Consider the following 23,758-nt stretch of genomic DNA (forward strand, 5'->3'; position numbering starts at 1 on the left):
TCAATGTCCTCCCTGCGGGGCCTGGCCCGTCTTGTTGGCACGCATCACCAGCACCAGCGGCGCGACGACGAGCACGACGATCATCAGCGTGCGGAATACGTCGAGAAAGGCGAGCATCGTCGCCTGCCGCTGCATCTGGCTGTACAGGACGGCCAGCGGCAGCGTGCCGGGGTCGCCCTGCCCGGCAAAGGTGCGGCCGGCGGTCGCGATCCATTGGTTGTAATTGGGGTCGAGCGGGTTGAGCGTGTTGACCAGCTCGCTCTGATGCTTCTGCAGGCCGTTTGACAACAATGTCTGCGACAGGCTGATGCCCATCGTACCGCCCAGGTTGCGCGCGACGTTGAGCAGGCTCGACGCCTGCGCGGTCTGGTTCTGGCGCAGTCCGACATAGGCGATCGCGTTGATCGGCACGAACAGGAAGGGCAAGGCCATCGCCTGATACAGGCGCGCCGTCGCCGCATCCCAGAAAGTGATATCGGCATTGAGGTGCGACATGTTCCACAAGGCCGCCGCCTGGACGAGCAACGCCGGGAACAGCAGGAAGCGCACGTCGACCGCGCCGGCCAGTCGACCGGCGAAGGGCACCGCGATCAGTGTCGCGACGCCGCCCGCGGTGAGCGCCAGACCCGCATCGAGCGAGGAATAGCCGAGCACCTGCTGCAGCATCTGCGGGATGAGCTGGGTGGTGCCGAACAGGATCAGGCCGGTGATCGCCATCACGCCGATGGTCAGCGCGAAGTTGCGGTTCTTGAGCAGCTTGAGATCGACCACCGGATCGTCGTGATTGAGCTCCCAGATCACCAGTGCGATCAGCGATGTCGCGGCGATGATCGCCGAGCCGAGGATCAGCGGGCTGGAGAACCAGTCCTCGCGCTCGCCGCGGTCGAAGGTGATCTCAAGGAAGCCGAGGCCGAGCGCGACCAACGCGACGCCGATATAGTCGATACGCAGGCCGTTCTTGAACTTCTCCTTGCGGTCCTGCTGCACCTGCTCGGGCTCGTCGACGAAGATCTCGACCAGGAACCAGGCGGCAATGCCGACCGGTACGTTGATCAGGAACACCCAATGCCAGGTCGAATATTCGACGATATAGCCGCCCAGCGTCGGCCCGAGCACCGGCCCCACCACGACGACGATGGCGAAGGCGGCGAAGGCCATGCCGCGCTTGGCGGGCGGGAAGGTGTCGGCGAGGATCGACTGTTCGACCGGCGCCAGGCCGCCACCGCCGATTCCCTGCATGACGCGGGCGAGCACCAGCGTCGACAGGTTCGGCGCGAGCCCGCAGAGCAGCGACGACAGGGTGAACAACGCGATCGAGATCAGGAAATAGCGTTTCCGCCCGATCGCGTCGGACAGCCAGCCGGAGATCGGGATGACGATGGCGTTGGCGACGAGATAGCTGGTCAGCACCCAGGTCGCCTGGTCGCTCGAGACCGACAGGCCTCCCGCGATATGATCGAGCGCGACATTGGCGATCGAGGTGTCGAGCACCTCCATGAAGGTCGGAATCGAGATGATCGCGACGATCAGCCAGGGCGAATAACGGCCCGCGGCGGAGCGACTCGGACTCCAGCCGCCGCCGGCGTCGCCGCCTTTACCCTTGCCGCCGCTACTCTTGCCACCGCCGCCCTTGCCGGCCGCGCTCTTGCTCGCCACGCTCAGCGGACCTTGACGGTCGGCACCACCGACATGCCCGGCCCGATCGGATAGCGGCGCGGATCGGGATCGCCGTCGCGATGATCGAATTCGATCCGGACCGGCACGCGCTGCACCACCTTGACGTAATTGCCGGTGGCGTTCTGCGGCGGCAGCACCGCGAACGCCTGACCCGCCCCACGCTGGATCGAGTCGACGTGGCCGTGGAATTCGACGTCCGGATAGGCATCGACCTTGATCGTCACGGCCTGGCCGATTCGCATCAGCGTCAGCTGCGTCTCCTTGAAATTGGCCGTCACCCACATCCGGTCCGGCACGATCGCGAGCAGCTGGCTACCCGGCTGCACATAGGAGCCCAAATTGACCTGGCGGTTGACCACCTGCCCCGGCACCGGCGCCTTGACCTGCAGGTCGCCCAGCGTCGTATTCGCCTGCGACACCTGCGCCTTGCGGGCGCCGACCACGGCCTCGGCGGACTTCACCTGGCGCGTCGCCACGGTGACCTGCGCCTCGGCGGCGTCGACCTGGCGGCGTGCGGCGGCCGCGTCGGACGCGGTCGAGCGCGCCTGGGCGCGCGCTTGGTCGAGCTGCTGCCCGGCGACGGCACTCGGGTCGAGCCGCAGCAATGCCTCGTAGCGGGCGAGATCGTTGCGCGCCTTTTCGGCGGCGGCGAGCGGCGCACGCGCGGCGGCGGCGGCCTGCTCGCGGTTGGCGATCGCGGCCGACACCTGCGCCAGTGCCTGTTGCACCTGCGCCTGCGACTGGACGACGTTCGCACGCGCCTCGGCGAGCTGCGCTTCCGGACCCGACGGCTCGATCACCGCGAGCAGCCGCCCCGCCTCGACATGGCGGTTGTCGAGATCGGCGACCTGGATCAGCCGGCCGGCGGATTGCGCGGAGATGCGGACGATATGCGTGTCGACGAAGGCGTCGTCGGTCGATTCGAACTGGCGGGCGTGCAGATAGTAGAGCGTCCCGCCGATCACCAGCGTTGCGACGACGACGATCAGGATGATCCAGAACAGCGGCTTCTTGAAGATCGATGGCTTCTTCTTGTCGCCGTCCTGATCGCCACCGTCCCCGTCGCCGTCCTCACCGTCGCCATCGCCGTCGCTCTTGGCGTCGCCACCCTCGTCCTCGTCGGACTCGTCGTCGCCGCCCTTTCCGGACCGGTCGCGATCGTTCGTCTTGTCGGAATCGTGCCGCTTGTCGCCCGCGTGATCCTGGTCGTGCCCGTCGCCTGCGCCCTGATCGTGCGCGCGTTCGCCTTCGCTCATTGCGGCCCCTTTGCTCGCGCGCGGGTTTGTTGCCCGCCTGTTGCCGGATGTTAGACGCGGGATGCGGCAAAAAGTGCCGTGGGTCAGGCGACGCGACGCGTCCCCGCCTGGGTCAGGGGCGTGAATTCCATCTCGTCATCGATCGAGCCATAGCGCAGCGCGAGCACGTCCAACGCGTAATTCTGGTTCAGTTTCCATGGCTTGCGAGAACCTTGCTGGGGCAGCAGGTGCATCGCGCGGGCAACGTAGCCCGACGTGAAATCAACGAACGGCAGTCGTGCCATGGCCGGGTCGGCGACGCGCGGCGTCACCCGCGCCATGCCCCGCCGCCGCATTGCCCGGAGCAACCGGCAGACGTAGCCCGCGACCAGATCCGCCTTCAACGTCCACGAGGCGTTGGTGTAGCCGAAGGTGTAGGACAGATTGGGCACGTCGGAGAACATCATCCCCTTGTACTGGACGCGGTTCGGCCAATCGACCGGCACGCCGTCGAGGGTGAAGCGGATGCCGCTGAGCAACTGCACCTCCAGCCCCGTGGCGGTGACGATGATGTCGGCCGGCAACTCGCTGCCGCTCGTCAGCCGGATGCCACCGGGGGTGAAGGTGTCGATCGTGTCGGTCACCACGTCGGCGCGCCCAGCCTTGATCGCGTCGAACAGATCGGCATCCGGCACCAGGCACAGCCGCTGGTCCCAGGGCGCGTAGCGCGGCGTGAAATGGCTATCGACGTCATAGTCCGAGCCGAGCTGGTCGCGCACCATCGCGATCAGCCGGCGCTTGAACCCCTCCGGCCGCTTGCGCGCGATCGTGTAGAACAGCTGGCCGAGCAGCACGTTCTTCCAGCGCGTCACGCCATAGGCCAGACGGTCGGGCAGGATGCGACGCAGGCCGTTGGCGATCCGGTCCTCGGCCGGCCGCGACACGACATAGGTCGGCGACCGCTGCAGCATCGTCACCTGCGCCGCCTTGCGCGCCAGTTCCGGGACCAGCGTCATCGCCGTTGCGCCGCTGCCGATCACGACGACGCGCTTGCCCGCATAGTCCAATGTCTCGGGCCAGAATTGCGGATGGACGATTTGGCCGGCGAACTGCTCCTGCCCGGCGAACGCGGGCGCATGGCCGCGCGCGTAATTGTAATAGCCGGAGCACAGGCACAGGAAATTGCAGCGGAAGCGCAATTCCGCCCCGTCCGGCCCCTCGACATCCACCGTCCAGCACGCCGTCTCGTCTGACCAGTCCGCTGCGGTCACCCGATGGCCGAACCGGATATGCCGGTCGATGCCATGCGTGCGGGCGGTATCCTCGATGTAGCGCCGGATCGACGGCCCGTCGGCGATCGCCTTGGCCGCGGTCCACGGCTGGAAGGCGAAGCCCAACGTGTGCATGTCGCTGTCGGAGCGGACACCGGGGTAGCGGAACAGGTCCCATGTCCCGCCGATCGCCCCCCGCCCCTCCAGGATCGTGAAGGTGCGATCGGGGCAGTCGCGCTGCAGATGATAGGCCTGGCCGATCCCCGACAGGCCGGCTCCCACGATCACCACGTCGAAATGCTCGGCCACCGCCGCGCTCCTGTTGCTGACACTCATGTCAGCGACAAGATGCGCGTTGGTCGTCCTCGGCTCAATAGTCCTTGGAATATTTCAGCCGGACGTCGGAGCCGCCGAACGATCCGGTGGAGGTGAGCAGGCTGAGCGCCTTGGTCAGCGAAATCTCCAGCTGGGTCGCCGTGAAGCCGCGCGCGTCGGTGACCACTTCGACGTAGATGTCGTCGGTCAGATACTTGCCCGCCGCCAGGCTGGTGCCGCGCCCGGTCGCCTGATCGGCGCCGAGCACGCGCAGCCGGTCGAACCCGGTCGCCGAGCGCAGCTTGCCGAGCGGGTTGAGCCCGCCGCCGCCCGATCCGCGCAGGCTGTTGAGCGCGCTCGCCAGCTGGATCGCCTCGGTCGCCGACAGATTCTCCGGATTGGTGCCGAACAGCAGGCGGCTGAGCACTTCGTCCTGCGGCAGCGTCGGGGTCGAGGTGAAGCTGATCTGCGGCCGCTGGCCCGTGCCCGTGATCGCGATGATCGCGGTGATGCCGTTGGTCGTGGTCGACGCCTGGATGTTGATGTCCGGATCGGTCAGCGCACCGCCGCGGAAGCGGATGGTGCCGCGCGTCACCTCGAAGCGCTTGCCGGCGAACGAATAGGTGCCGCGGACGAGGTCCAGGCCGCCGCCGATCGTCGGCGCCGCCGAGGTGCCGCCGATGCGCAGGTCCATCGACCATTCGGATTCGAGGCCCATGCCCGACACGAACAGCTGGTTCTGCGCCCGCACCCTGAGGTCGAGCTTGATCACCTTGGCCGGCGCGGGCGGCGCGTTCGGCCGGTCGGTCGGCCGGGCGACGCGGATCTCGCTCTTGCGGCGGACGCCGGTCAGTTCCGGCACCTCGGCCGCACCCTGACGGATGATTTGGTAGCGCGCTTCCGGCACGGTCAGGTCGCCCTTCAACAGCGCGCCGTCGCGGCCGTTGGTGAAGCGGATCGTGCCCGACGTGGTCGCCGCGATCGCATCGCTCTTCGCCAGCTGCGCATTGTTCAGCTGCGCCTGCACGTCGATCGGGAAGCCGCTGTCCGCCGCGAGGCCGACCGTCCCCTGTGCCTGCACACTGCCGTCGCCGGCGCGCGCGGTCAGGCTGGTCAGCTCCAACCGGTCGTTGCTGAACCGGCCGGCGATCTTCATCTGCGACAGGCGGGTCCCGTAGGTCTCGTTGTCGTAGGTCAGGTTGTCGGCGCGGATCAGGCCGTTGAGCTGCGGCGCGGACACCCGGCCGGAAAAGTCCGCGGCGACCGCGATCGGCCCGCTGAGCTGCTGCCCCGGCAGGGCGGCCAGGCTGAACAGCACCGCGGACGGACCGTTGTAGCGGATGCCGCCGGACAGCGGCGCCTGCATCAGGCGCGTCGTCCACGACCCCGATCCCGGCGGCAGCGGGCGCAACGTCGCCAGCATCCGCCCGACCGTCATCGTGCCGCGCTTGACCAGGGCCCGCGCCTCGCCACCGTCGGGCAGCAGGCGACCGACGAACTGGATATCAACCGGCTCTGACACCGCCGCCAGGCCGGTGCGCTGGAAGCCCGCGACGGTCAGCCGCGCGTCGGCCTGCGGGATCGCCGCGCCCTGCTGGCGATAGTCGAGGCTGCCGCTGACTGCCCCGGACAGGCCGAGGTTGGGGACGAAGGCGGACAGGATCGATAGGTTCATCCGGTCGAGCCGGACCTGCGCCGCGGTGGTGCCGCCGCCGTAGGAACCGGCGAGCCGCGCCGAACCCGCCGTCGGCCCCTGGCCGAAGTCGATCCGCGTCGGTGCCAGCACATAGCCGGGCGCCGCCTGCGTGATCCGCGCCGGGTTGATCGTCCGGAACGGGATGCCGTTCGCCTGTCCCTGTAGCGCGACGAGATATTGCCCCGGCGACAGCTGGGCGTTGACCGCGACGCGTAGCGGCACGCCGCTCGACCCGGTCAGCACCGCCTGCGCCGTGCCGCGGCCGCCGCGATAATTCACCTTGGCGCGCATCGCCTGGATGACGAGGCCATTGTAGCGCGTGTCGCCGACCTGCACGTCGGCGATGACTTCCGGCGCCTTGGGATAGAGGACGACGCTGGCGTTGACGAGCGCGCGGGCGATGGTGAAGTCCGCGGCGCCGGGGATGGTGGCGTTATAGGCGCGCGCGTTGACGTCGGCGCGTTGATAGCCGCCCTGATCCGCTAGGCGCGCCGTGCCGCTGATCCCGCGCCCGGCGAAGGTCAGCTGACCGGCGAACGGCCCACGCGGCGTCGCCTGCACCTGCCCGCGCGCCGTGATGCCGGCGAGGACGAGGCTGCGCACGTCGAAGGTCAGGCGGGGGCTCGGCCGCACCAGCACGTCGGCGGTGAACGGGCCGTAATTGGTGCCGCCCTTGGCGGTCACCGCATAAGCGCCGTTCCGTCCGACGACCCGCGCCTCCAGATTGGCGAGACCGATGCCGACATTCGGCCGCGCCGCGCGGAGCACCACCACGGGTGCGTCGGCGCTGCCGGTGACCCGCGCCGACAACGGGCCATATTGCGTCGAATAGGCGTCGGCATCGACCAGCACCGCGCCATTGGCCGGATTGAAGCGCCCGTCGCCGCGCGTGACGCGGAACTGCGGGGCGTTGAGGCGCAGGTTGCGGAAGCTGACGATCCCTTCCGGGCTATAGCCGATGTCCGCCCGGACGATCGCATTGCCGCCGAGGAAGCTGCGCACGCCGCTGTTGAACAATTGCTGGGTGCGGGCGACGACACGGCCGGTGACGCCGAAGCCGCCGTTCGGCCCGGGCACCAATTTGGCGTCGGTGGTCAGGTCGATGATGCCGATGCTCTCGACCCGGTAGTTGTTGACCCGCCCCTTCAGTGCGCCGGTGTAGCGGCCGGTCGCGACATTGGCGACGACCACCGCGGTGGCGTCGATGTTGTCGGAACGGATGCGCAGGTTGTCGGACAGGATGTTCGGCATCGACACGGCAAAGTCGCCCTGGATGCGCACGTTGTTGGTCAGCCCGCCGACCGCGGCGTTGAGCCCGGTGACGCGCCGCGCCCGCGCCTTGACCGGCACCAGGATGCGGTCGGCATTCACCCGCGCCAGCCCCTCGGCATAGACGTCCTGCACGACGGTGGTGCCGAAGCCGATCGTGCGGCCGCTGACCTTATAGTCGACCGTCGGCGTCGCGAAGGCGCCGTCGAGGACAACCCGCGCCCGCACGTCGCGGCCGTTGAGATTGGGAGCGATCGCGCCGGGCGTAAGCAACTGCGCGTCGACCGCGAAGTTGCCGAACCTGCTGTTGGCGAGATCGAGGATACCGCCCGCGTCCACCGCCAGCGCGCTGGAACGCGCCTTGATCCGCGTGTCGGCGCGACGCTGGTCGAGCGTCGTGTCGATCGCCAGGTCGAGCCGCGGCGCGGTCAGCCGTTCGACCGGCCCCTGCAGGTATAGGCCGGGCGTCGCATAGCCGCGCACCTCGATATGGCCGTTGCGGGCGGTGACGCCGAGGTCGGCGAGCTGCCCCGCGCCGAGCGTCGCGGCGGCGCGGCCCTGCCACGCCGCCCAGCTGCCGCGACCGTCGACGCTCACGGTCAGCGGCGCCTTCAGCGACGCCATGGTCGCGACGACGCCGCCGGCCGGTGCGGCGAGCTTCACGTTGACGTCGAGCTTGTTCTGGTCCGGCACCGCGTCCAGCTTCAGCCGCAGCGTGTCGCCGCCGGCGATGCCCGGCCCGCGCAACGCGGCGGCATCGGCGACCAGTTGCGCGCGGCGGTCGGCGATATGGACGCTGCCGTCGATCCGGACGATATGCGTCTGCCCGGTCACCGGCTTCTGCAGCACCAGACGACCGACGTGCAGCCGGTTGACGTCGATGTCGAGGTCGGGAAGCAGCGGCTCGTTCTTCGGACTGGGCGGCGTCGCCTTGAGTTCCGGGCGTCGCGCCATCGTCACCAGGTCGGTCGACAAGGCGCGAACGTCGACATGGTTGCTGGCGAAGGCGAACGGCCGCCAGTCGACGCTCAGTCGCGGACTGGTCAGGAACACGCCCTTGGGATCGGCGACGCGCACGTCGGACAGGATCATCTCGCCATAGAGCGACCCGTCGATCCGTCCGACCTTGATGTTGAGGCCGGAGGCGGTGGTGTAATTGCCGATCCGGTTGGCGACGAAGCGGCGGCCGGGATCGGTATTGATCCCGAACACGACGATCGCGACGAGCAGCAGCAGCCCCAGGATCGCGATGCCGATCCACTTGAGGATACGCTGCCACCAGGGGCGGCGCACGACGACCACGGTCTCGGTCGCGGCGGGCACGGTCTCGTCCACCATCAGAAGGCCTGCCCGATCGAAATGTACAGCGCGACCTTGCCGTCGCCCTTGCGCGGGTTGAGCGGCGTCGCGACGTCGAGGCGCAGCGGGCCGAAATTGGTGTAGAAGCGACCGCCGATGCCGGCGCCGAACTTCAGGTCGGAGCCTTTGGGCAGGCTCGATTCATAGCTGTTGCCGGCATCGACGAACGGCACGATGCCGAAATTGCCGAAGCGGTAGCGCGCCTCGACCGCAAATTCGTTGAGGCTGCGGCCGCCGACCGGATTGCCCTGCGGATCGAGCGGCCCGAGCCGCTGATAGCCGTAACCGCGCACCGATCCGCCACCTCCGCCGTAATAACGGCGCGACGGCGCCAGATCGTCGCGATCGATGCCCTGGATCGAGCCGGCGCGTGCACGGCCGGCGATGACGATCGAGCTCGACACGGGGTAGTAGAAGGTCCCCTCGATCATCGTGCGGACATAGGGGCTGACGCTGCCCTGCACCGACGTCTCGGGGCTGAGGTTGAGCTTCAGGCGATAACCGCGGGTCGGGTTGAGCAGGCTGTCCGACGTATCCCACTGGATCTGGCCCGGCAGCGCGACGATGCCATAGGTCCGCCGAACGCTTTCGTTGCGGCTGAAGTCCCAGACGCTCTCGTTGGTGCCAACCAGCTCGGCGCCATAAGCATAGGTGATCCGCTTCTGCCAGATCGGGGTCGAATCGTAGCTCCAGCGCACGCCCAGCGTGCCGGTGAAGGCATCATAGGCGTCGTAATTGTTGTGGTTGGCAGACGCGATGATCTGGAACGTCCGGTCGCGCTTGCCGGCGTTGGAGCGGCGGAAGGTGCCCGACAGACCCTGTTCCTGCGTACCCGCGATGACGCTGCCGATCAGCGCGCCCTCGGGCGGGAACAGGTTGCGGTGCGTCCACGTCCCTTCCGCGCGGAAGCCCTGGCCGGTCGAATAGCCGAGCGTGCCGCCCAGGCTGCGCGGCGGCCCCTTGGTCTGCGTAACGAGCAGGTCGACCTGCTCGGTGCCGTCCGGCCCCGGCCGTCCCGTCCGCTGCGGCTCGACCGCGATGCCGCGGAACAGACCCGTCGCGACCAGCGCATCGCGCAGGTCATCGGTCTTTCGCGCGTCGTACAGATCGCCCTGATCGAACCGCGGGAAGACGTTGAGGTGATCGAGATCGAACACCGCATCGCCCTTGGTGGTCAGCTGGCCGAAGCTCGACCGCGGGCCCGAATCGACTGGCAGCGTATAGGCGCCGGTCGCCTGATCCGCCACGTCGTCGAGCAGGATGTCACGCTCGCCCACCTTGACGAAGGGATAGCCCTGCTGCGGCAGCACCAGGCTGACGTTGGCTTCCGCCCCCTCGATCCGCGCCGCCTCGATCGGATCACCGACCTTCAGCGGCAGATTGTGCGTTATGAGGTCGGCCGGGACGACGGGATCGGCCTTCACCGTCACCGACGAGAGGTGATACAGCCGGCCCGGCGTCGCGCTCACCGTCGCGCGCAGTCGGCCGGCGTCGTTGGGGATGGTCTCCACGGTCGACACCGCCGTGCCGTCGTAATAGCCGAGCGACTTCATCAGTCGCACCGCCAGCGCCTCGTCCTCGCGAGCGCGGGCCGACACCTGCGTCGCATTGGCCGCCTTGCCGCCGCCCTCACGGAGTGCCGACAGCGACTTGAACTGCCCGTCGAGATTCAGTGCATCCAGCCCCTTAAGCACCGTGTCGTACCGGATTTGCGGCGGGTTCGGGTCCTTCACGTCGGCCGCCGTCTGCAACGGCGTGGTATCGAAGCTGGACAGCGGCACCAACGGCCGCGCCAGTTCCGGATTCTCTGTGGCCGCAGGGGGCAGGCTCGTGTCGGCAGCGGTGGCAGTGGGCACGATGGTTGGCCGCGCCGCGGTAGATGGGGGCGCGGCATTCGCGGCGGTGCCGGCGGTCGCGCTCGGCATCGGCTCCAGCGGCGCGTTGATGTCGCCGCTCAACGGGGGCAGCGCGGCATTGAATTCGCTGTCCGGCACGATCGGCGCGTTGCCCTTGGGATCGACCGCCTGCCCCGAATCGGCAGGCGTGCTTTGACCCTGCGGAGACTTGGGTGCGTCGGGGCCCTGCGCCGGGGCACGCCCCTGTTGCTGCGCGAGCTGTGCGGATGCGGGCGCCGCGGTGAGCAGCGCGATCGCCAACCAATGAAGTCGTCCTGATGTCGCCGGCACTCGCGATACGCCCCTTCCCGCTCCGAGGGCGTTCGTATTCGACTTACCCCCTGCTCGGCAGGCAAACGTAACGGAGCTGTTATGGTTGCATCGTGCGCAATTCGGCCCGACCTAGCGGGCCGAGCAGCCGATCATCCCGGCGACCGGCACGACCAGCGAATCGCGACCGGGCCGATCGATGCGCAACGTCCCCGTCGGCACCTTGGCACCGGCCGTCAGCGCCTGGTCGCGGACGATCTGCATGTCGAGCGTCGCGCTGATGTCCCCACCGCGATAGACGGTCGTCGCGGTGAAGCCGAGCGCAGCGTCGCCGCTGCCCTCCCCGCGCGACAGGTCGATCGGCTTGCCGCCGGGCGCAAGACGCAGCGTGCCGGCCTCCGCCGTCGCCATCGCCACCAATTCGCGGTCGGCGACGTTCCACAGATAGGCCGCGCAGCCCTTGGCGGGCAGGGCCTGGCGACCGATCGGTTGCAACGCGCCGGCCTCTGCGGAAGCGGACGTCGCTGCGGCGGCCTGCAAGGCGAGCGGAAGGAACAGCGTGATCATGACGCCCACCCTATCATCGCCAGCCAAGCCGGATAAGCCGCCACGGCGAGCAGCGTGCCGAACGGCATCGCGGTATCGCGCCGCACCTCTCCTCCGCGCCGCTGCGCCACCAGCGCCGCCCCCAAGCCGACCAGCGCCGCGATCAGCAGCACCGCCGGCAGCAACCGCCAGCCCAGCCACAGCCCGATCGCGCCGAACAGCTTCGGATCGCCACCGCCCAGCCCCTCGCGGCCGCGCCAGCGCCTATACCCCCAGGCGATGATGGCCAGACCGGCATAGCCGATCGCCCCGCCCCACAGCCGGTCGACGATCGGCGGCATGACGCCCGCCGCCCCGCTGCCAAGTCCTGCCAGCGCCAGCAGCGCGGTCAGCCGATCCGGCAGCCAGAAGGCACGCAGGTCGAGCGCGCCAAGCGCCAGCAGCAGCCAGCCGAAAGCTGCGCCGGCAATGCCGGCCGCGCCCGGCGCGATCCAACCGGCGGTGGTACCGACCAGCAGCGCCGTCGCCTCGACGCCGACGTGAAAGCGATCTATCCGCGCCCGGCACGACCGGCAGCGCCCTCGCTGGACCAGGAAGCTGAGCAGCGGGACGAGCTCGCGTGGCGACAGGGTCGCGTGGCAGCTGTCGCAGGCCGAGCGCCCGCGCGTCACCGACCGCCCCTCCGGCCAGCGGATCGCGAGGGCGGCGACGAAGCTGCCGACGATCGCCCCCGCCAGGCCGAGCGCCAGCGCCCAGGCGAGCGGTTCAGCCATCCGCCGCGGCGGGCGGCTTGTCTCTCAGCAGGTAGCGGTAGACGCCCAGCATATCGATCAGCAGCAGCACGCTGTTCTGCGTGCCGAGCGCCCAGTCGCGGGTCAAGACCGCACCGGTGATCCAGGCGATCGCCGACAGGCAGAACAAGACCATCCCCCAACCGGTGTCGCGCCGCCCCCAGTCGAGCGAGACGATGGTCGCGGCGATCATGCCGCTGATCGAGGCAAACCAGCGAATGGGTTCGGCATAGGCATCCATGTGGCAGGACTGACGGCCGGGCCCGCCGCTGTCGACCACGGAAGGATTGAGCCAGATCAAGCGCATTGCCGTGCCACGCGCGCCATCCTAGATCGCGGCGAGAATATGTATCCGGAGAGAATGATGTCGACCGATCCGATCGTGATCCTGTCCTACGCCCGCACGCCCATGGGTTCGTTTCAGGGCGCCCTCGCCGGCGCCAGCGCGACCGACCTCGGCGCGGCCGCGGTGCGCGCCGCGGTCGAACGGGTCGGCGTATCGGCGGAGGCGGTCGAGCGGATCTACATGGGTTGCGTGCTGCCCGCCGGCCTCGGCCAGGCACCGGCGCGGCAGGCGGCGATCGGCGCCGGCCTCGGCACGCATGTCGAGGCGACGACGGTCAACAAGATGTGCGGATCGGGCATGCAGGCGGCGATCATGGCCGCCGACGCGCTGGCCGCGGGGTCGGTCGAGCTGCTCGTCGCCGGCGGCATGGAGAGCATGACCAACGCCCCCTATCTGTCGAAGAAGCATCGCGGCGGTGCGCGGATCGGTCACGACACGATGTACGATCACATGTACCTCGACGGGCTGGAGGACGCCTACGAACCCAGCAAGCTGATGGGCAATTTTGCCGAGGACACGGCGGCGGAATACCAATTCACCCGCCAGGCGATGGACGATTATGCGATTGAGTCGCTGACGCGAGCGCAAAAGGCGCAGACCAGCGGCGCCTTCGACCGCGAGATCGTCGCGGTCGAGGTCGCCGGTCGCAAGGGCAGCACCACCGTCGCACTCGACGAGCAGCCCGCAAAGGGCGACGTCGCCAAGATCCCGACGCTCAAGCCCGCCTTCTCGCGCGAAGGCACGATCACCGCCGCCAACGCCTCGTCGATCTCCGACGGTGCCGCCGCGCTGGTAATGACCCGCGCCAGCGTCGCCGAGCGGCTCGGCCTGACCCCGGTCGCCCGCATCGTCAGCCACGCCGCCCATGCCCACGCCCCGGCATTGTTCACCACCGCGCCGGTGTTCGCGATGCAGAAGGCGCTCGACAAGGCGGGCTGGTCCACGGACCAGGTCGACCTGTTCGAGGTCAACGAGGCGTTCGCCGCCGTGTCGATGATCGCGATGCACGACCTTGGCCTCGACCATGCGCGGCTCAACATCCATGGCGGCGCCTGCGCGCTCGGCCATCCGATCGGCGCCAGCGGCGCGCGCATCCTCGCCACCCTGCTGTCGGCGCTGGAGACGACGGGCCAGACGCGCGGTCTCGCCAGCCTGTGCATCGGCGGCGGCGAGGCCACCGCCATGGCGGTGGAGCTGATGCGCTAAGCCGTTCGCGTTCCCCTTGCCCCTCCTGCTTGCGGGAGGGGCTGGCTCAGGGCAGCGCCTCGCCCGGCTCGACCCCCCACAGGTCGCGCGTCTCGACGAACGCCGCCTGGCCCTTGACGTCGAAGCGGCACCAACCGCCGGCGCACTGGCTCAGCCGCCCGACCACGCCGGGCTCCGCCCGCCACATCAGCCGGGCGCCGGGAAACGGCCGCTCGCGCATTTCGATCGGCCGACCGCCCTTGACGATCGCGGTCCGCCGCTCGCTGAGCAGCGCCGCGAGCATCCAGCCCTGCGTACCGTCCGGGTCCTCGACCTTGCGCCATTCCTTGAACGCGGCGAGCACCCGCACCGGCAGATCGGGTCGCTGGTACAGCCAGCTTGCCGGATAGCTGCGCGCCGGACCGGTCCGCATCCGCGCGCGCCCGGCGGCGATCGAGCCATAATAAGGCATGGCCTTCTTGGTCTCGGCGGCGATCGCCGCCCCACCCTGCCCGACCGGCAGCATCGCCGCCGGCGCTAGCATCGCGACCGCGGCGATCGTGAACGCCAAATGCCGCATCGTCCCTGTCCTTTCCCTGCAAGTCGCCTGCATAGCGCCGGTCCCGGCGGCATCAACCATCCGTTGACGCGCCGGCTCCCAATCGCCAAGCCATGCCGCACGATGCCGGACACCCGCCGCTGCCCCAACCCGAAAGTCGTCGTCACCCGCGAGTTGGCGCAAGGCGTGATGACGCGGCTGGAGGCGCTGTTCGACACCACCAACAATCGCGGCGACGCCAAATTGACCCGCGACCAGCTCGCCGCGGCGATGGCCGACTGCGATGTGCTCGTGCCGACCGTCACGGACGAGATCGACGAGCGATTGATCGCCGAAGCCGGCGCGCGGCTGAAGCTGATCGCCAATTACGGCGCCGGCGTGAACCATATCGCGCTCAGGGCGGCGCGGGCGCGCGGCATCATCGTCACCAATACCCCTGGCGTGCTGACCGAGGATACCGCCGACATGGCAATGGCGCTGATCCTTTCGGTGCCGCGGCGGCTGGCGGAGGGCGAGAAGCTGGTCCGCTCCGGCCAGTGGCATGGCTGGAGCCCGGGTGGCATGCTTGGCCATCGCATCGGCGGCAAGACGCTCGGCATCGTCGGCATGGGCCGCATCGGCCAGGCGGTGGCGCGGCGCGCCCGCGCCTTCGGCCTGGCGATCCACTATCACAACCGCCGCCGCCTGCCCGCGGTCGTGGAGGCGGAACTGGGCGCGGTCTTCCACCCGGACATCGATACGCTGCTCGCCGCCGCGGACATCGTCTCGATCCACACGCCGCTCAACGCCGACAGCCGCATGCTGATCGACCGCCGCCGCCTCTCGCTGATGCGGCCGCACGTCTATCTAATCAACACCTCGCGCGGCGGCATCGTCGACGAGGTCGCGATGGTCGAGGCGCTCGAGGCCGGCCGCCTCGCCGGCGCCGGGCTCGACGTCTGGGAACATGAGCCGCGCATCGATCCACGGCTGCTCGCCCTGCCCAATGTGGCGATGACCCCGCACATGGGCTCCGCCACGGTCGAGGGTCGGGTGGCGTCGGGCGAGCGCGTCATCCAGAACATCCGCATGTGGGCCGACGGCCACCGGCCACCCGACCAGGTACTCGACGGCTGGGCCTGACGCGCGGATCGGCGCCACCCACCAAATCCTTTTGCGACAAAAGCTTGCCGGGCGGAACCGATCGCTGCGCCGCAGCATTCGGGCGACTCCCCATCAGCAAAGGATGTTTGTGATGACCATCAAGTTCGGCGCGGCTTCCGCCGCCCTGCTCGTCGCCGCCACTCTTGTGTCCGGTTGCTCGACCCTGAAGGGTGCGGGGATCGGCGCTGCGGGCGGGGCCGGCGTCGCCGCCGCGACCGGCGGCAGTGTCGAGAAAGGCGCGGCCGTCGGCGGCACCGCCGGTGCGGTGGTCGGCACCGTCGCCAAATAACATGGGGCGGGAGCCGACAGCCTCAACCCGGCTCCCGCCTCGCCAACGGCATTGTCGTTTACCGAATATGGAACTATAGTATTGCCGTGACACAGCTGATCCGCAGCCTTAGCGATCGCACCGCTTTTCGCGTGATGATGGCGATGTCGCTGTCACCCGTCGTCGTATTGCTGCTCGGAATTCTAGTGCGTTGACTCCGACGGCGAATGGATTCGCCCCGCCTCCAATATCCCGCCAGCGACACCGACAATAAGCCCGAAGTACATGTAGCCGACCGCCGCCTCAAGCGCCGCCATTAGATGGAGTTCGGGCCGGGGTAGCAGATCCCCGTACCCCAGGGTCGTCCAAGTCACGACCGAGAAATACAGTGCATCCGAGAAGGTCGCCGTCGGGGAGGCGCTCCTCGTGCACGGACAAAGCCCGAAGACGTAGTGAATTGCGGCAAAGTTGATGATCAGCAACCCCGCCTGAATAGTCAGGCCGCTCAGCGTCGCCGCTCGCGCGTAACCCTTGGCCAGCATCACCAACGTCACGCTCGCGGCGACCAGCGCCGCAAGAATGACCAGATACGCCAGCCAGACCGAAGCGGCTACCGTCTGAGAGTTGGCGAGAATCAGAACGGCCGTCAGAAGCGTCGACGCCTTCGGCGACCAATACGCATAGCGGCGCTCGACCTCGGTCAAAATCCCTTAGTCCCCCGTCAGGATGCGGTCGACCAGCTGTTTGACCGTCGGCACGAAGCCGTTCGAATAGAACGGGTCCTTCTTGAAATTATAGGCGGCGTGGCCGGCGAACATCAGATTGTTGTCGACGTCGCCGCCATGCGCGATGTCCTGCAGCGTCTTCTGGATGCAGAAGCTGCGCGGGTCGGCGAGCCGCCCGGTCGAGTTGGTCTCGGTGTCCGCCCAGCTCGAGAACAGGCATTGCGACAGACAGCCCATACAGTCGGCCTGATCCTTGCGGATTTCCTTGGCCTCCTCCGGCGTCACGAACACCAAGGTATTGTCCGGCGTCTTCAGCGCCATGGTAAAGCCGTGGCCGAACCATTCCCGTGCGCGCAGCAGGTCGCCGCGCGTCACCCAGAAATTCTTGCCCTTCACGCCGACGTCGAGCTGGAAGACGTGATCGCCCGCTTCCTGCGTGGAGAAGGCGATCTGCCGCTCCGACCGCGCCTCGAGCGCGCGCAGGAACGGATTGCGCACCGCCGACGAATAGAAGCCGGTCGGCGAGAAGCGGTGCAGCAGCACGCCGCCTTCCTCGATCTGGGTCAGCTGCGCCTTCCACGCATCGGGGATCGGGCTTTCCTGCGTCAGCAGCGGGCGCGTGCCATATTGGAAGGCGATCGTGCCGAGCTCCGGATTGTCGATCCAGTCGTTCCAGTCGCGCAGATACCAGACGCCGCCGGCCATCACGATCGGCGTCGTGTCGGGAATGCCGCCCTCGCGCATCGTCTCGCGCAATTCCTTGACGCGCGGATAGGGATCCTGCGGCTTCAGGGGGTCTTCGGCATTGGACAGGCCGTTGTGGCCGCCAGCCAGCCAGGGGTCCTCATAGACCACCGCCGCCAGCCAGTCCGCGGCCTTGGAATAGGCGCGCTTCCACAGGGCGCGGAAGGCCCGGCCGGACGAGACGATCGGCAGGTAGCTGACCTGATAGGAGGCCGCGATCTCCGACAATTTGTAGGGCATGCCGGCGCCGCAGGTGACACCCGCCACCAGCCCGCGGGTGCGCTCCAGCACGCCGTGCAGCACGCGCTGCGCGCCGCCCATCTCCCACAGCACGTTGATGTTGATCGCACCCTTGCCGCCGGCGATGTCGAACGCGCGCTTGACCTGCTGCACCGCGCCCTCGATCGCATATTCGATCAGTTCCTCGTGCCGCTCGCGGCGGGTCAGCGCGCGATAGATCTGCGGAATGATCTTGCCGTCCGGGTCGTAGCTGTCGGCGTTGACCGCCGATACCGTGCCGATCCCGCCCGCCGCTGCCCAGGCACCGGCCGAGGCGTGATTGGTCGCCGCCACGCCCTTGCCGCCCTCGACGAGCGGCCAGACTTCGCGGCCATTATAGACGATCGGCTTCAGGCCCTTGAACACAGGAAACGGCACCTCTCAGGGATAATCCGCGAGCCTATATCCGAAAGTTCCGGCGATGCGAAGAAATTGCGCTACCGTGGCAGATAAGACGCAGTGCCAGACGGCGGCGGATCGCGATGACGCTCTGCAAATGCCGTGGCATGATTCGCCGGTCCGCAGCAGCGCGACCTCGCGGCGCCGGGCCGCGCCACTCTCCTTGGCCGACGACGGCCGGCGCGGAACCGGCCGGGCCCATCGGCCACCCCGGCGCTCGCCGGGATGACCGGTATCGGTCGTTCAGATCGTCAGTTCAGCGTATGATCGCCTCGCCGATCAGGATGACGCCGTCCGCCATCACCTTGGCAAGGCCGGTCGCGGCGACCATCAGCGCGGTCGCGACCACCGCCACCACGCCATATTCTCCGACATGTTTGATCGTAGTCATGGCCCATCCTCTCCAAAAGGAGCCGGGCCCACGTGTATCCGGGGTGTCCCGGCGCGAGAATGATGAACCTTTTTCGGCCGAATGCAAGACAATCCGTCATTGCGCTGCAGCAAGGTTGCCGGGGCAACCACTTGTCGCCCTTTGACGCCAAGCATAGCGCCGGTACTGGCTTGCATCGGAAAGACGCCGAGAACTTATGATCGCAGTAAAGACAGCAAAGATGACCGATGCCGCTTCGACAGGTGCAGCCGCCTAAGGGGTTCCGCGTCCGACGCTGATCTAGCCATGACAACTTTCCGCGGCCAGAACGCGCATCGCGAGCAAGCGCGCGTTCAGCCGAACACCCCGGGTTGGCCGAGCGCATTGGCGTAGAGCGCCTTGTACCGCACGATCATCACGTCTTCGTCGAATTCGGCCCGTGCCTTCGCCTGATTGGCCGCGCCGACCCGCGCGCGCAGGTCCGCGTCGGCGACCAGCGGCCGCAAGGCGTCGCGCAGCCGCACCTCGTCCATCCCCTCGGCGATGAACGGCAGGTTTTCCGCCGCCACCATCTGCTTCAGATCACCGACCGGTGTGCTGGCCACGGGCAGGCCCGCCGCCATCGCTTCGATGACGCTGATCGGCTGTTGCTCGCTGCGCGACGACAGCGCGACGATGTCGAAGGAGCGCAGAAAGCGGTAGGGCCGGTCGAGGAAGCCCGGCATCACCAACCGGTCGGTCAGCGCCATCCGCGCCGCCGCCTGCGCGATCGCCTCGCGCTCCGGCCCCTCACCGACGATGACCAGCCGCACCCGCTGCGGCAGGCCACCGCATGCGCGGAGCAGCATCGGCAGGTCCTTGACCTCGCGCAGCCCGGCGAGCGCGCCGATCACCACCTCCTGCGCGTTGCGGACGAAGCCGGGAATGGCGCGCGGATCGGGCTTGGCGGCATAGGCGTCGGTCGCGATGCCGTTGGCGATCCGGTAGACGCGCGCGCGCGGCTGCTTCCAGGTCCGCAGCGCGATGTCCTCCAGCACGAAGGACGGCACGACCAAAGCATTGGCGGCGGCCAGCGCCACCCGGCGGTACATGTTGCGCTCCACCTTCAGCCCGCCGGCCTCGTCGGCGTTGAAGCCGTCCTCGTGATGGATCAGCGGCGGCGCGCCCTTGGCGAACACCCGGCGCGCCATCACGCCGTCGATCGCCCCCCAATTGTAGGTCAGCACCAGATCGAAGCCGCGCATGAACCGCGCCAGCGCCTCGTAGCGTGCGACCGATGGCCGCCCGGTCAGCGCCGGCGCGTCCTGCGCGATTTCGTAGCGGATGCCCTTGGCGATTGCCGCGCGCGCGCCGAGCTGGTCGGGCACGCTCGACACGATGACGTGGCGCGCGGTGTCGCCGAAGGCGTTCATCAGCCGCACCGCCCGCGCTTCCTTGCCACCGAGGTTGAAGCTGGAATGCAGGTGCAGGATGCGGATCGGGCGGGCCATGATGCGGTCCCTTAGCCGAGCCGCGTCCGATTGCCCAAGCCTCTGCGCAAAGCGGCCCGGATCACGCCAGCGCCGGCACTATCGGCTTCGCCGACACCCGGCGGAACGGCAGCCGCCGCCCCTCGACGATCGACCGCCAGGCCCATTCCACCGGCGCGATACGGAAACGGCGCAGGTAGAGGTTGGCGGCGACCAGCAGCAGCAGGTCGACCGCCACCGACAGCGCCATCAGCGCCGCCCAGCCGAATTGGCCGTACAGGCCCAGCCCGAACGGTGGGAACAGCAGCCACGACATGATGATCGTCTGGCAGACGTAGAGGGTCAGCGCGGTCCGCCCCGCCGCGACGAACGGCCGCATCAGCGCGCTGCCCGCCAGCAGGTTGATCGCGCCGAGATGCCCCAAGGTCATCAGGATGCGCGCGCCCTCATAGGTCGCCCAGCCGATATGCGGCTGGCCGTCGAAGCGCATCATCGCCAGCGTCGCCGCCAGCCGCAGGCCACCGCCGATTAGCCAGCCGGTCGCCGTCATCCCCCAGTAGAAGCGCCGGCTGCGGCCGCCCTGCAGGATGCCGAGCTTGAACAGCGCCGCGCCGATCAGCATCACCGACGCCGCCTCCCAGATCGCGCCGATCTCCATCGCGCCCAGCCGCTCGCGGTTCATCGCCCATTGCCCGCGCACCCATTGCCATGGCGTGCCGCGACCATAGGCATCCTCGGCGACGATCTTCGCCTGCATCTCCGCCTTGTTCCTGGCGCGCTGCGCCGCGCGCTTGCGGATGTCGGCGAGCATCGTCGTCTGCGCCTTGGTCAGCGTCTGCCCCGCCGCCAGCTTACCGGTCAGTTCGATCCGCTGCGTCTCGCTGGCATGGGTATAGACGATCCCGACCGTGCCGCCGACCGCATTGAGCGCGGTCAGCAACAGTCCGATCGTCAGCAGCCAGCGCGCCGCCAGCCCGCGGAAGGCACAGGCAACCATCGCCGCCACCGCATAGGTGTGGAGGATGTCGCCCGGCCACAGCAGCAGGAACATGTGCGCCATGCCGAACAGCCACAGCACCAGATTGCGCCAGCCATAGCGCTTCAGCACGCCCCAGCGCCCCTCGGCCATGCACGCCATCCGGTCGGTCAGGATCAGCATGCCGGCCCCGAACAGCATTTCGAGCAGGCAGCGGGCCGTGCCGTCCGCGAGAACGTTGCGCAGCAGCCAGGCCGCCCGGTCGAGCCAGGTCCAGCCCAGATGCCGCACCTCCGCCCCCGAGGCGGTCATGGACGCGCCCATGTCGTTGACGTTCATGAACAGGATGCCGAGGATCGCCACCCCGCGCGCGATGTCGAGCACCGGAATGCGCGGCGCGCCATCCGGCTCCACCGCCCCGCCCGCAATCACGTCCGTCGCCATCCGCCCGTTCCCCGATTTCCCGTGAACGGGTGTATCAGTCTGATAATACGCTGTCTATGCGACCTGGGCCAGCAGCCGGTCGATCGGCTGCCGCAAGCCCTCTTCGCCCAGCGTCGGCGCGTGGCCGATGCCGGGCAGGGTGACCAGCTCTGCGCGGTCGAGCGCCGCGACCATCCGTTCCGCGACCGACGCCGCCAGCACGTCGGACCGCTCGCCTCGCACCAGCAGCGTCGGCACGTCGCGCAGATGCGCCAGCGCCGCCCACAGATCGGGCGGCGCGGCATTGCCCGGCGCGCGAAACGGCTCGGCGATTTTCAGGTCGTAGTCGGGTACGATCCGCCCGCTGCTGGTCAGCCGGTACAGCCTTTTGGCCATCGCCAGCCAATCCTCGATCTGCCAGTCGGGATAGACGTCGGCGTTCGAGTCCCAGACGCTGCGCGCCGCGTGCATCCAGGTCGGACAGCTGCCGCCCTTGCCGACATAGCCGCGGATGCGGGCAAGGCCGGCGGGGTCGATCTCCGGCCCGACGTCGTTGATCAGCGCCGCGGCGATGTTCGCGCCCGCCGCCGCCAGCAACATGGTGACGATCCCGCCCAAGGAGGTGCCGATTGCCACGAAGCGGTCGATGCCCTGCTCGGCGAGCAGCGCCTGCACGTCCGCGACATAGGTCTGCGGCACGTAGCTCATCGGGTCCTTGGCATATTCGCTGCGCCCGCGACCGCGGAAATCGACCGCCAGCACGCGCCACGCCCCCGCCAGGCGCGTCGCCAGCGCATCATAGTCGCGGGCGTTGCGGGTCAGGCCGGGAAAGCAGAGGATCGGCGGCTTGGCCGCATCCCCCGGATAATCGCGATAATGCAGCTTCAGCCCGTCGGCGGACATCCAGTAGCAGTTTTGATACGCCTTCATGCCTTGCGCCCCCGGAGTCGCGGCCTCCATATCCACGCATGCCCCCTGCCCCGCAAGCCTATCGCCCCGCCACCGCCCTGCTCGATCTCGGGCCGACCTTCTGGGACCCGGTCGAGGCCGCGAACTTCCCCGGGACGATCGTGCGGTATCGCAACGACCGCGCCGCGGCGGAGGTCGGCCTGGCCGATCTCAACGACGCCGAATGGGTGCGGCACTTCGGGCGCTTCGCACCGTTGCCGGGCACGCTGCCGCAACCGCTGGCGCTACGCTATCACGGCCATCAGTTCCGCTCCTACAATCCCGACATCGGCGACGGCCGCGGCTTCACCTTCGCACAAGTCCACGACCGTGCCGGCCGGCTGATGGACCTCGGCACCAAGGGGTCCGGCCAGACTCCCTACAGCCGCTTTGGCGACGGACGCCTGACGCTGAAGGGCGGCGTGCGCGAGATCCTCGCGACCGAGATGCTCGAGGCGCTCAACGTGCCGACCAGCCGCACGCTGTCGCTGATCGAGACGGGCGAGGAGCTGGTCCGCGGCGACGAGCCTTCGCCGACCCGCTCGGCGGTGCTGGTCCGGCTCAGCCACGGCCATATCCGCATCGGCACCTTCCAGCGGCTCGCCTATCATCAGGACGAGGACGCGATGCGGGCGCTCGTCGGCTACGTCCTGCGCCGGCTCTACGGCGAGGAGTCCGACGATCCGATCCGCCTGCTCGACCATGTCGTGCGCCGCACCGCGACGCTCGCGGCGCGCTACATGGCGGCCGGCTTCGTCCACGGCGTGCTCAATTCGGACAACATCAACGTCACCGGCGAGAGCTTCGACTATGGCCCATGGCGGTTCGCCCCCACGTGGGATCCCGGCTTCACGGCCGCCTATTTCGACCAGACCGGCCTTTATGCCTTCGGCCGCCAGCCGGAGGCGATCCATTGGGACGTGATGCAGCTCGCCGCCTCGCTCAGGCTGGTGGCGGAGAGCGAGCCGCTGATCGACACGCTGCAGACCTTCGCGTCCCATTACCAGCCGGCGATCGCCGACGCCTTGCTCTGGCGGCTCGGCGTCGTGCCGCGCGGCGCGGAGCCGGACCGCGCCTTGGTCCAGACGCTCGAACGCGCGCTTCGTACCACCGCCGCTCCGCTCGACCGCACCTTCTTCGATCTGTTCGGCGGTACCGTGCCGGCGAGCTACGATGCCGCCTGGGACGAATTGCGCGCCGCACTCGCCGATTATCGGCCGCGCAAATCCCGCGACCATCCCTATTGGCAGGGCGAACCCTGTGCGATGCTGATCGACGAGGTCGAGGCGATCTGGGCACCGATCGCGGACAGCGACGACTGGTCGCGCGTCCACGCCAAGGTCGACGCGATCCGCCGGATGGGCGAAGCGCTGGCTTGAGGTGCCGTTCCAGCCAAGACGTCCTTCCCGCGAAGGCGGGAAGCCAGACGCGCAGGTCAGTCGATTGCCCGCATCGTTTGCGTCTCTGGATCCCCGCCTGCGCGGGGATGACGATGGTGGGTAGCGCTCTCCCCCGGGCAACCTTCCCCAACCCGGGACACCCCGCCCCACACCCACCTTGCCGCCATGCCGCCCATCCCCTAACCGACATCGCTTGAGCG

19 protein-coding genes are annotated in these 23,758 nt (G+C 68.6%); 4 read left to right on the forward strand and 15 right to left on the reverse strand.

The window, feature by feature from the left end:
- From D9601_RS07515 to D9601_RS07550, 8 genes are all read right to left on the reverse strand, one after another.
- Window positions 1-1,656: a DHA2 family efflux MFS transporter permease subunit gene (locus D9601_RS07515; RefSeq protein WP_332837935.1), complete on the reverse strand. Its 1,656-nt coding sequence runs from the start codon at window positions 1,654-1,656 to the stop codon at window positions 1-3.
- A 2-nt stretch (window positions 1,657-1,658) separates the two neighbouring features.
- Complete coding sequence (locus tag D9601_RS07520) at window positions 1,659-2,933, reverse strand: HlyD family secretion protein (protein ID WP_198353200.1); 1,275 nt, start codon at window positions 2,931-2,933, stop codon at window positions 1,659-1,661.
- A gap of 83 nt (window positions 2,934-3,016) precedes the next feature.
- Window positions 3,017-4,519 carry a flavin-containing monooxygenase gene (locus tag D9601_RS07525; RefSeq protein WP_443024708.1) on the reverse strand — a complete coding sequence of 501 codons (1,503 nt, stop codon included), beginning with the start codon at window positions 4,517-4,519 and terminating at the stop codon, window positions 3,017-3,019.
- Between the two features lie 34 nt (window positions 4,520-4,553).
- Window positions 4,554-8,801 (reverse strand): translocation/assembly module TamB domain-containing protein, encoded by a 4,248-nt coding sequence (locus D9601_RS07530; protein WP_198353202.1) that lies wholly within the window; start codon window positions 8,799-8,801, stop codon window positions 4,554-4,556.
- Window positions 8,801-10,978, reverse strand: a complete 2,178-nt coding sequence (locus D9601_RS07535; protein WP_232473862.1) for an autotransporter assembly complex protein TamA — start codon at window positions 10,976-10,978, stop codon at window positions 8,801-8,803. The genes D9601_RS07530 and D9601_RS07535 overlap by 1 nt, the downstream gene beginning before the upstream one ends.
- Before the next feature lie 141 nt (window positions 10,979-11,119).
- On the reverse strand, window positions 11,120-11,554 hold the full coding sequence (locus tag D9601_RS07540; RefSeq protein WP_198353204.1) for a hypothetical protein: 435 nt from the start codon (window positions 11,552-11,554) through the stop codon (window positions 11,120-11,122).
- Entirely contained in the window at window positions 11,551-12,306 is a 756-nt protein-coding gene (locus tag D9601_RS07545) for a prepilin peptidase (RefSeq protein WP_198353205.1), read from the reverse strand. The genes D9601_RS07540 and D9601_RS07545 overlap by 4 nt, the downstream gene beginning before the upstream one ends.
- A complete protein-coding gene (locus D9601_RS07550; RefSeq protein WP_232473863.1) occupies window positions 12,299-12,631 on the reverse strand; it encodes a hypothetical protein in 333 nt (110 codons plus the stop codon). Before D9601_RS07550 ends, D9601_RS07545 begins: the two co-directional genes overlap by 8 nt.
- Before the next feature lie 57 nt (window positions 12,632-12,688).
- Here D9601_RS07550 and D9601_RS07555 point away from each other — a divergent pair, with 57 nt between their 5' ends.
- On the forward strand, window positions 12,689-13,876 hold the full coding sequence (locus D9601_RS07555; RefSeq protein ID WP_198353452.1) for an acetyl-CoA C-acyltransferase: 1,188 nt from the start codon (window positions 12,689-12,691) through the stop codon (window positions 13,874-13,876).
- Between the two features lie 46 nt (window positions 13,877-13,922).
- Here D9601_RS07555 and D9601_RS07560 read toward each other — a convergent pair whose 3' ends face one another.
- Window positions 13,923-14,435 carry an SH3 domain-containing protein gene (locus D9601_RS07560; protein WP_198353206.1) on the reverse strand — a complete coding sequence of 171 codons (513 nt, stop codon included), beginning with the start codon at window positions 14,433-14,435 and terminating at the stop codon, window positions 13,923-13,925.
- Between the two features lie 102 nt (window positions 14,436-14,537).
- On the opposite strand from D9601_RS07560, the gene D9601_RS07565 reads away from it, so the two are divergent.
- Together D9601_RS07565 and D9601_RS07570 are read left to right on the forward strand one after the other, a co-directional pair.
- Window positions 14,538-15,536, forward strand: coding sequence for a 2-hydroxyacid dehydrogenase (locus D9601_RS07565; RefSeq protein WP_198353207.1), 999 nt, complete (start codon window positions 14,538-14,540; stop codon window positions 15,534-15,536).
- Window positions 15,537-15,648: 112 nt separating this feature from the next.
- Window positions 15,649-15,846: a hypothetical protein gene (locus tag D9601_RS07570; protein ID WP_198353208.1), complete on the forward strand. Its 198-nt coding sequence runs from the start codon at window positions 15,649-15,651 to the stop codon at window positions 15,844-15,846.
- A gap of 182 nt (window positions 15,847-16,028) precedes the next feature.
- Here the strand turns inward: D9601_RS07570 and D9601_RS07575 are convergent, their stop codons facing one another.
- From D9601_RS07575 to D9601_RS07595, 6 genes are all read right to left on the reverse strand, one after another.
- Window positions 16,029-16,529 carry a potassium channel family protein gene (locus tag D9601_RS07575; RefSeq protein WP_198353209.1) on the reverse strand — a complete coding sequence of 167 codons (501 nt, stop codon included), beginning with the start codon at window positions 16,527-16,529 and terminating at the stop codon, window positions 16,029-16,031.
- 6 nt (window positions 16,530-16,535) lie between these two features.
- Complete coding sequence (locus D9601_RS07580) at window positions 16,536-17,939, reverse strand: NAD(P)H-dependent flavin oxidoreductase (protein WP_198353453.1); 1,404 nt, start codon at window positions 17,937-17,939, stop codon at window positions 16,536-16,538.
- Between the two features lie 289 nt (window positions 17,940-18,228).
- Window positions 18,229-18,363, reverse strand: coding sequence for a hypothetical protein (locus tag D9601_RS20020; RefSeq protein ID WP_269769648.1), 135 nt, complete (start codon window positions 18,361-18,363; stop codon window positions 18,229-18,231).
- A gap of 332 nt (window positions 18,364-18,695) precedes the next feature.
- Window positions 18,696-19,832, reverse strand: a complete 1,137-nt coding sequence (locus D9601_RS07585) for a glycosyltransferase family 4 protein (protein ID WP_198353210.1) — start codon at window positions 19,830-19,832, stop codon at window positions 18,696-18,698.
- A 61-nt stretch (window positions 19,833-19,893) separates the two neighbouring features.
- Window positions 19,894-21,231 carry a DUF418 domain-containing protein gene (locus D9601_RS07590; protein ID WP_198353211.1) on the reverse strand — a complete coding sequence of 446 codons (1,338 nt, stop codon included), beginning with the start codon at window positions 21,229-21,231 and terminating at the stop codon, window positions 19,894-19,896.
- A 54-nt stretch (window positions 21,232-21,285) separates the two neighbouring features.
- On the reverse strand, window positions 21,286-22,140 hold the full coding sequence (locus tag D9601_RS07595; RefSeq protein ID WP_198353212.1) for an alpha/beta fold hydrolase: 855 nt from the start codon (window positions 22,138-22,140) through the stop codon (window positions 21,286-21,288).
- A gap of 38 nt (window positions 22,141-22,178) precedes the next feature.
- Between D9601_RS07595 and D9601_RS07600 the strand changes: the two genes are divergently transcribed.
- Window positions 22,179-23,537, forward strand: coding sequence for a protein adenylyltransferase SelO (locus D9601_RS07600; RefSeq protein WP_198353213.1), 1,359 nt, complete (start codon window positions 22,179-22,181; stop codon window positions 23,535-23,537).
- Window positions 23,538-23,758 lie beyond the last annotated feature (221 nt).

This window comes from Sphingomonas sp. MA1305 (genome assembly GCF_016107325.1).
Taxonomy (GTDB): domain Bacteria; phylum Pseudomonadota; class Alphaproteobacteria; order Sphingomonadales; family Sphingomonadaceae; genus Sphingomonas.

Coding starts and splice junctions, on each gene's coding strand:
- D9601_RS07520 (WP_198353200.1), bottom strand. CDS start 2,933: ATGAGCGAAGGCGAACGCGCGCACGATCAGGGCGCAGGCGACGGGCAC.
- D9601_RS07530 (WP_198353202.1), bottom strand. CDS start 8,801: ATGGTGGACGAGACCGTGCCCGCCGCGACCGAGACCGTGGTCGTCGTG.
- D9601_RS07550 (WP_232473863.1), bottom strand. CDS start 12,631: ATGCGCTTGATCTGGCTCAATCCTTCCGTGGTCGACAGCGGCGGGCCC.
- D9601_RS07560 (WP_198353206.1), bottom strand. CDS start 14,435: ATGCGGCATTTGGCGTTCACGATCGCCGCGGTCGCGATGCTAGCGCCG.
- D9601_RS20020 (WP_269769648.1), bottom strand. CDS start 18,363: ATGACTACGATCAAACATGTCGGAGAATATGGCGTGGTGGCGGTGGTC.
- D9601_RS07545 (WP_198353205.1), bottom strand. CDS start 12,306: ATGGCTGAACCGCTCGCCTGGGCGCTGGCGCTCGGCCTGGCGGGGGCG.
- D9601_RS07565 (WP_198353207.1), top strand. CDS start 14,538: ATGCCGGACACCCGCCGCTGCCCCAACCCGAAAGTCGTCGTCACCCGC.
- D9601_RS07540 (WP_198353204.1), bottom strand. CDS start 11,554: ATGATCACGCTGTTCCTTCCGCTCGCCTTGCAGGCCGCCGCAGCGACG.
- D9601_RS07595 (WP_198353212.1), bottom strand. CDS start 22,140: ATGAAGGCGTATCAAAACTGCTACTGGATGTCCGCCGACGGGCTGAAG.
- D9601_RS07600 (WP_198353213.1), top strand. CDS start 22,179: ATGCCCCCTGCCCCGCAAGCCTATCGCCCCGCCACCGCCCTGCTCGAT.
- D9601_RS07555 (WP_198353452.1), top strand. CDS start 12,689: ATGTCGACCGATCCGATCGTGATCCTGTCCTACGCCCGCACGCCCATG.
- D9601_RS07585 (WP_198353210.1), bottom strand. CDS start 19,832: ATGGCCCGCCCGATCCGCATCCTGCACCTGCATTCCAGCTTCAACCTC.
- D9601_RS07590 (WP_198353211.1), bottom strand. CDS start 21,231: ATGGCGACGGACGTGATTGCGGGCGGGGCGGTGGAGCCGGATGGCGCG.
- D9601_RS07525 (WP_443024708.1), bottom strand. CDS start 4,519: ATGAGTGTCAGCAACAGGAGCGCGGCGGTGGCCGAGCATTTCGACGTG.
- D9601_RS07570 (WP_198353208.1), top strand. CDS start 15,649: ATGACCATCAAGTTCGGCGCGGCTTCCGCCGCCCTGCTCGTCGCCGCC.